Annotated in this window: 13 protein-coding genes and 1 pseudogene; 9 read left to right on the top strand and 5 right to left on the bottom strand. The window is 62.8% G+C overall.

Translation table 11 applies throughout. The features are described from left to right. Nucleotides 1-188 precede the first annotated feature (188 nt). Both RPF88_RS17320 and RPF88_RS17315 read left to right on the top strand, forming a co-directional pair. Nucleotides 189-773 (top strand): amino acid synthesis family protein, encoded by a 585-nt coding sequence (locus tag RPF88_RS17320; RefSeq protein WP_337122707.1) that lies wholly within the window; start codon nt 189-191, stop codon nt 771-773. Further along, nucleotides 770-1,354, top strand: coding sequence for an amino acid synthesis family protein (locus RPF88_RS17315; RefSeq protein ID WP_224675460.1), 585 nt, complete (start codon nt 770-772; stop codon nt 1,352-1,354). The genes RPF88_RS17320 and RPF88_RS17315 overlap by 4 nt, the downstream gene beginning before the upstream one ends. Nucleotides 1,355-1,501: 147 nt before the next feature. Here the strand turns inward: RPF88_RS17315 and RPF88_RS17310 are convergent, their stop codons facing one another. Further along, nucleotides 1,502-1,780 carry a DUF1330 domain-containing protein gene (locus RPF88_RS17310; RefSeq protein ID WP_337122706.1) on the bottom strand — a complete coding sequence of 93 codons (279 nt, stop codon included), beginning with the start codon at nt 1,778-1,780 and terminating at the stop codon, nt 1,502-1,504. 74 nt (nt 1,781-1,854) lie between these two features. Between RPF88_RS17310 and RPF88_RS17305 the strand changes: the two genes are divergently transcribed. Next, a complete protein-coding gene (locus RPF88_RS17305) occupies nt 1,855-2,313 on the top strand; it encodes a MarR family winged helix-turn-helix transcriptional regulator (protein WP_027162241.1) in 459 nt (152 codons plus the stop codon). A 41-nt stretch (nt 2,314-2,354) separates the two neighbouring features. Here RPF88_RS17305 and RPF88_RS17300 read toward each other — a convergent pair whose 3' ends face one another. The 3 genes from RPF88_RS17300 to RPF88_RS17290 are packed head-to-tail and all read right to left on the bottom strand — an operon-like array spanning nt 2,355 to nt 4,837. After that, nucleotides 2,355-3,548 carry an amidohydrolase family protein gene (locus RPF88_RS17300; RefSeq protein WP_337122704.1) on the bottom strand — a complete coding sequence of 398 codons (1,194 nt, stop codon included), beginning with the start codon at nt 3,546-3,548 and terminating at the stop codon, nt 2,355-2,357. Nucleotides 3,549-3,592: 44 nt separating this feature from the next. Then, nucleotides 3,593-4,144, bottom strand: coding sequence for a MarR family winged helix-turn-helix transcriptional regulator (locus RPF88_RS17295; RefSeq protein WP_024502291.1), 552 nt, complete (start codon nt 4,142-4,144; stop codon nt 3,593-3,595). Nucleotides 4,145-4,192: 48 nt separating this feature from the next. Next, on the bottom strand, nt 4,193-4,837 hold the full coding sequence (locus tag RPF88_RS17290) for a cysteine hydrolase family protein (protein WP_063173769.1): 645 nt from the start codon (nt 4,835-4,837) through the stop codon (nt 4,193-4,195). A gap of 232 nt (nt 4,838-5,069) precedes the next feature. Here RPF88_RS17290 and RPF88_RS17285 point away from each other — a divergent pair, with 232 nt between their 5' ends. Then, entirely contained in the window at nt 5,070-5,924 is an 855-nt protein-coding gene (locus RPF88_RS17285) for an NAD-dependent epimerase/dehydratase family protein (RefSeq protein ID WP_024502293.1), read from the top strand. Further along, nucleotides 5,921-6,727, top strand: a complete 807-nt coding sequence (locus tag RPF88_RS17280; protein WP_337122702.1) for an SDR family NAD(P)-dependent oxidoreductase — start codon at nt 5,921-5,923, stop codon at nt 6,725-6,727. Before RPF88_RS17285 ends, RPF88_RS17280 begins: the two co-directional genes overlap by 4 nt. Before the next feature lie 107 nt (nt 6,728-6,834). Here the strand turns inward: RPF88_RS17280 and RPF88_RS17275 are convergent, their stop codons facing one another. Beyond that, nucleotides 6,835-7,620, bottom strand: a complete 786-nt coding sequence (locus tag RPF88_RS17275; RefSeq protein ID WP_013530311.1) for an SDR family NAD(P)-dependent oxidoreductase — start codon at nt 7,618-7,620, stop codon at nt 6,835-6,837. Between the two features lie 99 nt (nt 7,621-7,719). On the opposite strand from RPF88_RS17275, the gene uxuA reads away from it, so the two are divergent. From uxuA to RPF88_RS17255, 4 genes and pseudogenes are all read left to right on the top strand, one after another. Beyond that, nucleotides 7,720-8,904, top strand: a complete 1,185-nt coding sequence (gene uxuA, locus RPF88_RS17270) for a mannonate dehydratase (protein WP_127366561.1) — start codon at nt 7,720-7,722, stop codon at nt 8,902-8,904. Nucleotides 8,905-9,220: 316 nt separating this feature from the next. Further along, the gene (locus RPF88_RS17265) at nt 9,221-10,240 is read left to right on the top strand and encodes an isopenicillin N synthase family dioxygenase (RefSeq protein WP_337122700.1); all 1,020 of its coding nucleotides are present in this window, start codon (nt 9,221-9,223) and stop codon (nt 10,238-10,240) included. Between the two features lie 336 nt (nt 10,241-10,576). Next, nucleotides 10,577-11,899 carry an LLM class flavin-dependent oxidoreductase gene (locus RPF88_RS17260; protein ID WP_064994640.1) on the top strand — a complete coding sequence of 441 codons (1,323 nt, stop codon included), beginning with the start codon at nt 10,577-10,579 and terminating at the stop codon, nt 11,897-11,899. Nucleotides 11,900-11,924: 25 nt separating this feature from the next. Further along, nucleotides 11,925-12,943, top strand: a pseudogene (locus RPF88_RS17255) (NADP-dependent oxidoreductase). Nucleotides 12,944-12,996 lie beyond the last annotated feature (53 nt).

Genomic DNA, 12,996 nt, shown 5'->3' with positions numbered 1-12,996 from the left:
GGACAACGGCGAGTTCGTTGATGGTCATATGAGTTTAGGAGCGGCTTAACAGGCTGTCAATCGTCATCCGATGCAGTTTTCTTGGCCCTTCGCCCGCTTGCCCGACGTCTGTGCTTGACAAATGTCGATAGGCATAATTGTTGATACTCTAACGAGTTTTATGAACGACGGGATGAAGGAAGAGAACAATGCCGGCTGTGGTGGTCAGGAAATTTCTGGTTCAGATCGAAGAGATATTCCATGAGGGCGGACCCCACGCGGCACGCCCGCTCAAGCGAGGCGCGATCGTCGCGGTCATCGCCAACCCTTTTGCCGGACGCTATGTCGAAGAGATCACCGGCTTCATGGAAGACCTGAAGCCGCTCGGTCTCGATATGGCTCGGCGCCTGATCGACGCCATTGGTGAGGGCGGCCAGGCCATCGAAGGTTATGGCAAGGGTGCCATAGTCGGCGCCGCCGGCGAGCTTGAACATGGCGCGCTCTGGCACAATCCGGGCGGCTACGCGATGCGCGAACTGCTCGGCAATGCCAAGGCGATCGTGCCTTCGACCAAGAAAGTCGGCGGCCCCGGAACGCGCATCGACATCCCGATCACGCACATAAACGCCTCCTATGTGCGCAGCCATTTCGATGCAATCGAGATCGGCATTGCCGATGCGCCGCGCAGCGATGAAATGGCGGTCATCCTGGCGATGACCACCGGCGCACGCGTTCATGCACGGGTCGGCGGCCTTGCCGCCGCCGACATCAAGGGTGAGGACGGACTGCGATGAGCCCGGAAATCCGCCGTATCATCACCATCGTCGAGGAAACCCGGATCGAAGGCGGGCGGCCCGTCGATCCGCCGACGCGGCGTGCCGCAGCCATCGCGGTCATCCGCAACCCCTATGCGGGTACCTACGTCGAGGATCTGTCGGCACTCAGCGCCGTCGGCGAAGCGTTGGGCGAAATCTTGCCCAAGCGCGCCGTCGCTGCTCTGGGCATTGCCGGCAACCGGGTCGAGAGCTTCGGCAAGGCGGCCGCCGTCGGCGCCGATGGCGAGCTCGAACATGCCGCCGCCATCCTTCATCCAAAGCTCGGCGCCCCGTTCCGCGATGTGCTCGGCAAGGGCGCCGCGCTCATTCCCTCATCGAAGAAGCGCGGCGGCCTCGGCGTGCCGCTCGATATTCCGCTCGGCCACAAGGACGCGGCGCGGGTGCGCAGCCATTTCGACGGCATGGAGGTTCGTGTTCCCGACGCACCGCGTGCCGACGAGATCGTCGTCGCTATCGCCGTCACCGATTCCGGCAGGCCGCACCCGCGCGTCGGCGGACTGACCAAAGACAAGGTCGTCGGCAAGGACGGCGTCAGCTAGGATAACCGACATTCAGGCGATGCCGGCCTGCAAACGTTGATTTCCTGCGCTTCCCGTGCTCGCGTACCCGAAAGTACGCTGCGCTCCGGTTCTGAGAAATAAAGATATTTGCGACACACAAAAAAGTCGAAGAAATAGAACCGGAGTTCAGCCGGTTTCGACTATGAACATCCGTGCCTCTTGGGCTTCCCGACGCTCGGCCTTGATCGGCGCGTATCTCTCGGAATTGTAGAACGCCAGCGCTTGGGCGAGGGTTGCAAATTCAAATACGCCGGCCATCGGGAGCGGCACGTCCTCGCCCTCAAGAACCTGCGCAACAGGGCCGAAATGTAAGATGCGCCCGCCGGCCTCTTGCAGAGCCGCTTGAAAGCGCGGAGCGACAGCCGCCTGTTTGGCGGCGTCGATGATGCGCAGATTGATATGCACGTACGCTGGCATGGAATTCTCCTAATAATGCATATACACTATTATCCGAGGATGAAATTGTCTAGAGGGCGGACGTGAGCGGTTTTGATCCGGAAACGTTGAAAGGCGTCGCGGCGGAGTGTCCGGGCTTTCAGGCTCGTGCGACGGCGCGTGCGGTCACGCGCTATTACAACGCCTGCTTCAAACCGCTCGGGCTGACGGCCGAGCAGTTCAGCCTCCTCGTGGGCATCGGAGCGGTTGAGGGAACGACACTCGTCGATCTTGCGAACAGCGCGGGAGTCGACCCGACGACCCTGAGCCGAAATCTTCAGAACTTGGAAGGGCAACTTTTGGTTCATTCAAAGGGCGGACGCGGCCGCTTGGGAAAGCAGATTGGCCTAACGATATCTGGGCGCAAGCTTGTCGTCGATGCGCTCCCGTTGTGGAACTTGGCTAAAGCGGAACTGTCCAGTCGCTTGGGCAAAGAAAAACTGCGTTCCGCTAGCAAGCTGATGGCCGAGCTGGCCGAGGCAGCAAAAACTTCGCGCATATAACGGCTCGTCGCGACCTGAACCTCAACATACCCTGAACGTCGTCAACTGGGGACGATTTCCGGCACCCGTATCGCCGGCGGGGTGTTGCGGCTGCGGCCTGTCCGCACCTCGCCGTCGATCACGACCATGCCAATGCCTGGAAGATTGCCGAGCGCCACGCTGTCGAGCAGCCCGTCGCCGGCACCGCCGATCGCTTGATCCATGAAGATCAGGTCGGCGGCGCGCCCGACCTCGATGATGCCGCGATCATCCAGTCCGCGCACGCGCACCGTGTTGCCGCTGGCAAAACAGAACGCCACTTCCGGCGCGATACCACCAAGCGAAGCCAGCATGGTCAGGGTCCGCAGGATACCGAGCGGCTGCACGCCGGATCCGGCCGGGCTGTCCGTGCCCAGGATGACGCGCGAAAGTTCGCCGCGCTGCCTTGCCAGGTCGAGCACGAACAGTCCGGTGCGCAGATTGCCGTTGTGGACGATCTCAAGCGCCCTCGAGCCCTTCTCGCAGATCTGCCGTATTTCCGCCTCGGGCAGGGCGGTTGGCCCGCCATTGACGTGGGCGACGATGTCGGCGTCGACCTCCAGCACGACATCCGCGCCGATGCGGCCGGAGCCGGGCAGCGACGGGCCGCCTGTGTGGGTCATCGAGGTCATGCCGTATTTGCGCGCCCAGGCGATCATCTTCCGGCCGGTCGGCCCATCCTTGACGCCGCCAAGCCCGACTTCGCCGACAAGCGTCACGCCGGCCTCGGCGAGACTGCGGAAGTCTTCCTCGGTAAGGCCGGGTTCCAGGATCGGTGCCCCGGCCAGGATCTTCATGCCGTTCGGACGGAAGTTGGAGAAGGTGCGTTGGGCAGCGATCGCCAGCGCCTTCAGCCCGACAAGATCGCGCGGTCGGCCCGGTGTGTGGACCTCGCCAGCCGAAATGATCGTGGTGACGCCGCCATGCACGGTCGAATCCATCCAGCCGATCTGGTTCTGCCGGGGCGTCCAGTCGCCGGCCACCGGATGGGCGTGGTTGTCGATAAGACCCGGCGCGACCGCGCAGCCCATCGCATCGATGATCGTCGCCGCGCTGCCGCCATCAATGTCGCCTGCCTTGCCAATGCCTGATATGCGTCCATCGCTCACGACAATGGTATCGGCGTCGATGATCGGTTGTGCGAGATCGCCACTCAGCATGAGACCGATATTGCGGACGACGAGCGTGTTGGCAGACGACTGGAAGTCGGACGACATCGGTTCTCACTTTTGCTGTTATGGAAAAAAGGACTGGACGCGGCTTATTTGCCGCCGTCGCCATTCGTTGGGTCGTCGTCATTGATGCGCTGGAGCAGGCGAAGCAGCGTCGCCTGCTCAGCCGGGGAGAGCGGCGACAGGAACCGCCGCCCGACCTCGACGCTGCGTTCGAGCCGCTCCAGCGTATAGTCGGTCCCTTTGCTGGTCAGCGCGATCATCGTCAGGCGTTGGTCGGTTTCGGAGGCGCTGCGCGTGATCAGCCCGTGTTTGAGCAGTTTGCGCATGACGATGCTGATGGTCGACGGGTCCATCGCCGTCAGCCGGCCGAGATGGTTCTGCGAGACTTCGCCATGCTTGAGGATCGTGGCGAGCGCCGCGAATTGCGTTGGCGAAAGGTCTTCGCCGGCCATGACCTGCTGGAAGCGCAGTGTCGCGCGCTGATGCGCCCGGCGGATGACGTGCGCCGGGTGACGGTCCAGTTCATAGCCGGTCTCGGCGTATTGCTGCAGCACTTGCTCGCGGCTCGGGGGTGCATCGCCGCTCGGCGTTTTCGAGGTCGCGCCTTTTTCGGATTGCGGTTTCTTTTCAGTCGTCACACCGGACTCCTATCGCCGCTGTCTCGGATGTCGCCGGTTTGGAAAAGCTCAAGCCGCGACCTCCGCTGGTTGAAGCGACGTCCCGTCGCGGAGGGCTGCGACGACATCAGCCGAATCGCTGACCACGCCGAAATGGGTCGCTATGTCGTAGAGCGAGCTTTCCTGCTCGCGTGGTCCCGTTGCCGCGCAGCAATCGCTTGGCACCACCACCTCATAGCCCTGGAAAAAGGCATCATGGACGGTCGAGCGCACGCAGATGTTGGTGACCACGCCGAAAATGACCAACTGATCGACCTGCATGTCTTTCAGCGTCAGGTCCAGGTCGGTTTGAAAGAAGGCCGAGTAGCGCCGCTTGATGACATGGATCTCATCATCGCGGGCGCCGAGATCCTCGATGATCTCCGGCCCCCAGCTTCCATCCAGGCAATGCGGTGTGCGCTTCAGCCATTCGCGCTCGCGTCGCATGCCCGGCCGGTGGCTGTCATGGACCCAGATCACCGGCACGCCGGCGGCGCGCGCGGCCTCGATCACGGCCAGTTGCGGCGCGACCAGCGTCTCGTACCCAGGCAGGACCATGGCCCCGCCGGGCTTGCAGAACTCATTGACCATATCGATGACGATAACGGCCGCACGGCGTGGATCGAGGCGCACCGCATCATCGTGCCGATGTGAGGAAAAACTGTCCACGGACATGGCGAGCTCCTTTGACCGATCGTTGATGCTCATACAAAAAACCCTAGTGGATGCCAAGTCAATCCCGTTCGACGCAAAGCGTGCTGGTCGGCCTTGCGCACCGCGCTCCGACAAGCGTATGCGCTATTTGCCCATCGCGAAATGGCCTTGACAACGCTTGTCAGGCATGTGCTCGATTTGTATGACCATCAATGATATTCAAGCCGCTGAATTGCGGAGCCGAGGCCGAGATATGAAAACCATCGTCACCGGAGCCAGCGGCCTGCTTGGCCGCCATGTGGCCGAGGCTCTGGTTGCGGCCGGCCACGATGTGCTTGGTGTCGATGCCGTGGTGCCGGGTGAGGTCGCATGGCGCCACGCAACCGCCGATTTGACCGATCTGGGATCGACACTGCAGCTGGTGCGCGATTGCGATGCCGTTGTGCATGTCGCGGCCATTCCGCGGCCGACCGGCCGGGCCGGCGGCGAGGTGTTCAAGACCAACATCGCGACCGCCTACAATGTGGTCGAGGCAGCCGCCATGGCCGGCGCTAGGCGCTTCATCTATGCCTCATCCTTCAGCGTTTTCGGCTATCCCTTTTTCGAAAAACCTGTGCGGCCGCCCTATCTGCCGGTCGACCTGGACCACCCGGTCGGCGCGCAGGACCCGTACGGCCTGTCGAAATGGCTGGGCGAGGAAATCGTCGACGCGGCGGTGCGCCGCGGCGCCTTTTCGGCGGTCAGTATTCGCATGCCGTGGATCCAGACGCCGGGTTCATTTTTCGAGGGCGTCGGGCCGCGCCGCGCCACGGCCGACAGTGCCCGCGACCTGTGGGCCTATCTCGACGCGCGCGACGCCGGGCAGGGCTTCCTGCGGGCGCTTGAATGGCAAGGCGACGGCCATCTGCGCGTCCTGCTCAGCGCCGCCGACACCTTCATGGAAGAGGAAACCGAAGCGCTCGTGCGCCGGGTCTATCCCGATGTCGCTCTATCGCGGCCGATCGCCGGCTTTGGCGCCGTGCTCGACACGGTCCATGCGCGCGAAACGATCGGCTTCGAACCACAATATTCATGGCGTTCCTATCCAAAGCCGGAGACCGGGGGATGAAACGATTCGACCAGAAGAAGATCCTTGTCACTGGCGGCGCCGGCGCGATCGGCGGCGCGGCGGTGCGGCGTTTCCTTGACGAAGGCGCGCGCGTCGCCATTGTCGATCGCAATGGCGCGGCGGCGCAGCAACTGGCTCGCTCACTGGGTGAAAACGCCATTGCCATCGAAGCCGACGTCACCGATGAAGCGGATGTGCGGCGCGCCGTCGAGGCGACCGTCGAGACGTTCGGCGGCCTCGACGTGGTGTTCAACAATGCCGGCATTTCCGGCGTCGTCGCTCCCGTTCACGACCTGCCGGTCGAGGACTGGGATACGACCATCCGTATCAATCTGCGCGGTATCTTCCTCGTCCTGCAGGCATCGCTTCAATCGATGATCAAGGCGGGGACCGGTGGCTCGATCGTCAACATGGGCTCATCCATGGCCGGTTGGGACGTCCTTTCGGGCGGTGCCGGCTATGTCGCTTCCAAACACGGCGTGGTCGGCCTGACGCGGGTTGCAGCGCTCGATGCCGCGCCCTACGGCATACGCGTCAATGCCATTTGCCCCGGCGTGATCGAGACGACGCTTGGCGTGCCGGCTTCCGGTGACGGCGAATTCAAGAGCAGCGTCCAGCATTTCGCCGACCGCATTCCATTGCGCCGCATCGGCCAGCCGGACGATGTCGCGGCCGCCGTGGCTTTCCTGGCCTCGGACGAGGCGAGGCACGTCACAGGCGTGGATTGGCTGATCGACGGCGGCCAGACCTTGCAGAGCTGGGCCAACGCCCCTGATGGCGGTGCGTTTCCGAAATTTCGCTAAAGCTCAATTTCGCTGCTCGATTTGCTTGAGCATTGATCTGCAAGAATTCGGCAAACCAATTGTCGGATGCCGGCCGCTCCCGCTAAAGGCCAAGCCCCATTCGCGATCTACTTCACGCCGATGCCGGCGGTCAGGCCGCCATCGATCTTGTAGTCCGCGCCAGTGCAGAAGCCGGCCTTCGACGAACACAGGAAAGCGATAAGTTCGGCCACCTCCTCCGGCTCGCCGATGCGCCCGATGGGGTGCGCTTCGCCGAAGCGCTTGTAGGCGGCCTCGACATCGGCGTCCGTGCCGTTCTCGCCGCGGGCGGCCTTCTCCAGGATCGGAGTGCGGATCGAGCCGGGGCTGACGGAATTGACGCGGATGCCGGAGCGCGCATGGTCCAGGGCCAGGGCACGCGTCAGCGTGTGGATGGCGCCCTTGGTGGTGGCATAGGCGGCGACGTTTTGCTGGCAGGCAAAGCCCTGCACCGAAGCGACGTTGACGATGGCGCCGCCGCCCCTGCGGACCATTTCCGGGATGCCGAAATGCGCGGTCAGATAGATCGACCCGACATTGACCGACATCGCCTTGTTCCAGGTCTCGAAATCGGTGCTGACGGCGGTTCCGTACGGATGCACCGCCGCCGAATTGACGACGATATCGAGGCCGCCGAACCGCTCCACGCCGGCCGCGACCGCGTCGCGAACCTGATCGGGCACGGAGACGTCGGCGCCTATCACCAGCGCCCCGGCTCCGGAGCTTTCCAGTTCCGCTTTCAACGCAGCGTTGGCCGCGCGGTCGATGCCGCAGGCGATGATCGCGGCGCCCCCTGCAGCGAGGCGTCTGGCGGTTGCGAGGCCAATCCCGGTTGTCCCCGTCACCAAGGCAACCTTGCCGTCGAAATCCTTCATTGGGAAAACTCCTTCATTCGCTGTCCGAAACCGGTTCCTAGTTTGACACCCATTGTGGTCCAACAATAGGTTGCCATCCTCTCGCAGAAGGAAGCGGCAATGGAACAGTGCTGGCGCTGGTATGGACCAAACGACCCGGTAACGCTCGATCATGTCAGGCAGGCCGGTGCGACCGGCGTGGTGAGCGCCTTGCACGATATCTATGACGGGCGCGCCTGGCCGCTCGAGAGCATTCTGGAGCGCAAGCGTGTCATCGAGGCTGCCGGCCTGACATGGTCGGTGGTCGAGAGCATTCCGGTCCACAACTCCTTCAAGATCGGCGCGCCGGAACGCGAGCGCTACGCCGGCTACTATCGCGACTCAATCCGCGCGCTCGCCAAGGCCGGCATTGCGACGGTCTGCTACAATTTCATGCCGGTGGTCGACTGGACCCGCACGGATCTCACCTATCGGCTGCCGACGACGGGCTATGCGCTGCGTTTCGACGCCATCGATTTCGCAGCCTACGACCTGTTCGTGCTGAAGCGCGTCAATGCCGAAGCCGGCTATACCGCTGCCCGTATCGCCGAAGCGGAAGCGCGGCTGAAGGAATTGAGCAGCGAAGCGATCGACAGGATCGAACGCAACCTGATCGCCGGCCTGCCGGCGACCGAGCGCAGCTATGACAGGGACAGTTTTCGCGAGGCCCTGGCGGACTACGATGCGATCGGACCAAAGGAGCTGCGCCAAAACCTTGCCTGGTTCCTGCGCGAGATCATTCCGGTGGCCGAAGAGGAGGGGGTGCGCATGTGCATCCATCCCGACGACCCGCCCTTCTCGCTCTATGGCTTGCCACGCATCGTTTCGACAGCCGAGGATGCGCGTTTCATCCTTAACGCCGTCGACAGCCCCGCCAACGGCCTGACGTTCTGCACCGGCTCTTATGGCACGCGCGCCGACAATGACATCGTCGCCATGGTCAAGGAATTCGCCGACCGCATCCACTTTGTCCACCTCCGCAACATCACCATCGAGGATGACGGCTCGTTCTACGAAGCCGAGCATCTCGAAGGCGGCACCGACATGGCGCATGTTATCCTCGCTCTGATGCAGGAAGAGGCGCGCCGTCGCAGGGAAGGCCGTGCCGACTGGCGCATTCCGATGCGACCAGACCATGGCCATCTGCTTGCCGACGACATCGGCAAGACCAGGATCAACCCCGGCTATTCGCTGATCGGCCGGCTGAAGGGCCTCGCCGAGCTGCGCGGCATCATGCGCGCCATCGAGCGGTTCGAGCTGGCTTGAAGCCGTCCTGCCGGTCGGCTGGCGGGATTTACAGACGATCACGCGCGATTGCGCTTCCGCTGCGACTTATACGCTGTCGCACTGGAAAGTGCGGTCCACGAGAGGCATGGCGGGTAAAGCACTTGTTGGGAAATTATTTGCCGACAGGTCATAATATGCAGCGCTGACGTTCTTCCATCCGGCCCGGATTGGACTTCCTGTTGCTTTGATCGGCACGCCTTGCGTGTCACTTTGAGATGCATTCATGCTCGAAGCTCTTGCCGGTGGTCGCTTCTACTTCTCCTAAGCCAGGGCAGAGAAAAGAAGGAAGCTGACCATGCCCAGAATTGTGCCGGTGCTTGACCTGAGCCGCCTCGAACAAGGTGCGTCCGAGTATCGTACCTTTCTCCTGGACCTGCGTACGGCAGCCCGGGACGTTGGCTTCTTCTATCTCAGCGGCCACGGAATTTCCGCCCCGGAGATCGACGACGTGCTCGATGCCTCGCGACGGTTCTTCGCGTTGCCGGAGGCCGACAAGCTGGCCATCGAAATGGTCAAATCCCAGCAGTTTCGCGGCTACACCCGCGCCGGCGGCGAACTGACCAAGGGCGCGGCCGACTGGCGTGAGCAACTCGACATCGGCGTCGAGCGCCAGCCCATAGCGCAGGGACCTGGAATTGCACCGTGGACACGGCTGCAGGGGCCGAACCAGTGGCCGTCTGCACTGCCGGAGCTCAAGCCGGCACTGCTTGCATGGCAGGCCAAGGCGACCGCGGTGGCCATTCGGCTGCTGAAAGCCTTCGCACTATCGTTCGATCAGCCCGAGGACGCCTTCGACGCGATCTATCGGGACTCGCCCAACCATCGCATGAAGATCGTCCGTTATCCCGGCCGTGACGCGACCGAAGGCGACCAGGGCGTCGGCGCGCACAAGGATGGCGGCTTCCTGACCCTGCTGCTGCAGGACGACAACAAGGGCCTGCAGGTCGAATATGACGGAAGCTGGGTGAATGTGGATCCGCTCCCTGGAACGCTGGTCGTCAACATTGGCGAACTGCTCGAACTGGCATCGAATGGGTATTTGCGTGCCACCGTTCACCGCGTCGTGACGCCGCCTGCCGGCGTCGAGCGGATCTCCGTTCCCTTCTTCTTCAGTGCGCGGCTGGACGCGACCATACCGCTTCTGACCCTACCCGAGGAATTGGCGGCCGAAGCGCGCGGGCCGGCAAGCGATCCGGACAACCCCTTGTTCCGCGATGTCGGCACCAATGTGCTCAAAAGCCGACTGCGTTCCCATCCCGACGTGGCACGCCGCCATTATGCCGATCTTCTCCAGGCCGGAGCGGCGGGCTCGTGAGCTCAGCTCTGCACGAATTTTTGCCGTTTCATATGTTTTTTGGAATGCCATTCGTCGCCAAGGCTTCGAGATAGGCGCAAAAAGAAAAAAATCGTTTAGCGGTTTCCTCCCATTCCGCTGGACGGTGTTCCCCTCTGAAGGTTCAAACCTTCTTTTGGCCGGGCCGCATTCGAGCCCGGCCATTTTTTGTCCTGGTCCCGGACAGCGCAAAACCTATGCTGCAAAAGGCCGGTGTGGAGGAACAGGATATCTTCCCGAGTTGCGCGGACCGTCCGATCCTGAGTTTAGGATTCGAGCGCTAGTGCTCGACTGTATCGATCGGTCGAAACGACTTTCATGACACAAAAACAATTGCACCTCGGCGCCTTCATGCGCCCCGTCAGCCTTCATACCGGCGCCTGGCGCTATCCGGGCGCCTATGCCGACGCCAATTTCAATTTCGCGCATCTGAAGCGCTTCGCCCAGACCTTGGAGGCGGCGAAGTTCGACGCCTTCTTCATGGCCGACCATCTGGCCGTTCTCAACATGCCGATCGAGGCGCTGCGGCGCAGCCACACGGTCACCTCGTTCGAGCCGTTCACGCTTTTGTCGGCGCTCGCCGCCGTCACCGACCATATCGGGCTGGTCGCCACCGCATCGACGACGTTCGACGCGCCCTATCATGTTGCCCGCCGCTTCGCCTCGCTCGACCATATCAGCGGCGGACGCGCCGGCTGGAACATCGTCACCACGTCCAATCCGGATGCGGCGCTCAATTTCGGCCTCGACGAGCATGTCGAGCATGACGAGCGCTACCGGCGGGCCCGGGAATTCTACGATGTCGTCACCGGCCTGTGGGACAGCTTTGCCGACGATGCCTTCATCCGCGACGCCGAAAGCGGGTTCTATTTCGACCCGGCCAGGCTGCATGTGCTCGACCACAAGGGTGAGCATCTCTCGGTGCGCGGCCCACTCAACATCGCGCGGCCAATCCAGGGCTGGCCGGTCATCGTGCAGGCCGGCGCCTCGGAGGCAGGACGCCAACTGGCGGCGGAGACAGCGGAGGTCATTTTCGCCGCCCATGCCGATCTCGCGGCGGGGCAGCGCTTCTTCGCCGACGTCAAAGGCCGTGCGGAAAGGCTTGGCCGGTCGCGTGACGACATCAAGATCCTGCCCGGCGCCTTTGTCGTTGTCGGTGACAGCGTCGAGGACGCGCAGGCCAGGCGGGCGAAGCTCGACAGTCTCGTCTACTACGAGAGCGGCATCGCCTCGCTGTCGATCGCCATCGGACATGACGCGTCCGGTTTTGATCCCGACGCGCCCTTGCCCGAAATCCGCGAGACCAATGCCTCGAAGAGTGGCCGCGAGCGCGTCATCGAACTGGCACGCGAGGAGAACCTGACCGTCAGGCAGCTTGCGCAAAGGCTGGGCGGCTATTCCGGCCTTGCTTTTGTCGGCACGCCTGAAACAATCGCCGACGAGATGGAGGAATGGCTGATCGGCGAGGGTTCCGACGGGTTCAACATCATGTTTCCATACCTGCCCGCCGGGCTCGATGATTTTGCCGAGAAGGTGGTGCCGGAATTGCAAAGGCGAGGGATCTTCAGGCGGCAATATGAAGGGTCGACACTGCGCGAGAATCTCGGGCTGAAGCGTCCGCCCAACCGGTTTTTCGAGTAGAGCCTTCTTCGCAGGGAGATTTTCGATGTCGATCCAGTCCAACACCCGCATCGTGCTCGCGGCGCGGCCACAAGGCCGGCCGAAGCCGGATGATTTCCGCATCGAGACGGTTGATGTCGTCCAGCCGGGAGAGGGCGAACTGCTGCTGCAGATCCTCTATCTGTCGCTCGATCCCTATATGCGCGGGCGCATGAACGCTACGAAATCCTATGCCAGGCCCGTCGATGTCGACGGCGTGATGGAAGGCGGTACCGTTGCGCGCGTCGTGATCTCTCGCCACCCGGAATTTACCGAAGGGGATATCGTGCTGTCCCATTCCGGCTGGCAGAGTTTTGCCTTGTCCGACGGTGTCGGGTTGCGCAAGCTGGATCCCGCTGCGGCACCCATCACTACGGCGCTTGGCGTGCTCGGCATGCCGGGCTTCACGGCCTATGCCGGTCTGCTCACCATCGGGCAGCCGAAGCCTGGCGAGACGGTCGTCGTGGCGGCCGCCAGCGGCGCGGTCGGGTCGGCCGTTGGCCAGATCGCGCGCATCAAGGGCGCGCGTGCCGTCGGCATTGCCGGCGGTGCCGACAAGTGCGCCTTCGTGCGAGACGAACTCGGCTTCGATGCGGTCGTCGATCACCGTGCCGATGATTTTGCCGAGCAGTTGAAGGCAGCCTGCCCCGGTGGCATCGACATCTATTTCGAGAATGTCGGTGGTCCTGTCTGGGACGCGGTGTTTCCGCTGCTGAACGAATTTGCGCGTGTGCCGGTCTGCGGGCTGATCGCGCAGTACAACGTCATCGCGGATGCCGGCGTCGACCGGTTGCCGGTATTGATGCAGCAAGTGCTGCACCGCAGCCTGACGATCAGGGGGTTTATCCAGCGTGAATTTGTCGACCAGCGCCGGCCTTCTATCGTGAGATGGCCGAATGGATATCGTCCGGCCGCGTCCGCTACAGGGAAGATATCGTCGATGGCATCGAAAATGCACCACAGGCCTTTCTCGGCCTTCTCGAGGGCAAGAATTTCGGCAAGCTGATCGTGCGTATCGCGGAATAGATGCCGCGCAACGATCAGGCGGGGCTGCTTGGGTAATTTCTGCCGCAGCCGTG

Source organism: Mesorhizobium sp. ISC11 (assembly GCF_037162595.1).
GTDB lineage: Bacteria > Pseudomonadota > Alphaproteobacteria > Rhizobiales > Rhizobiaceae > Mesorhizobium > Mesorhizobium ciceri.
The sequence above is the reverse complement of the archived record's forward strand: the minus strand, read 5'-3'. Positions and strand labels throughout refer to the sequence as shown.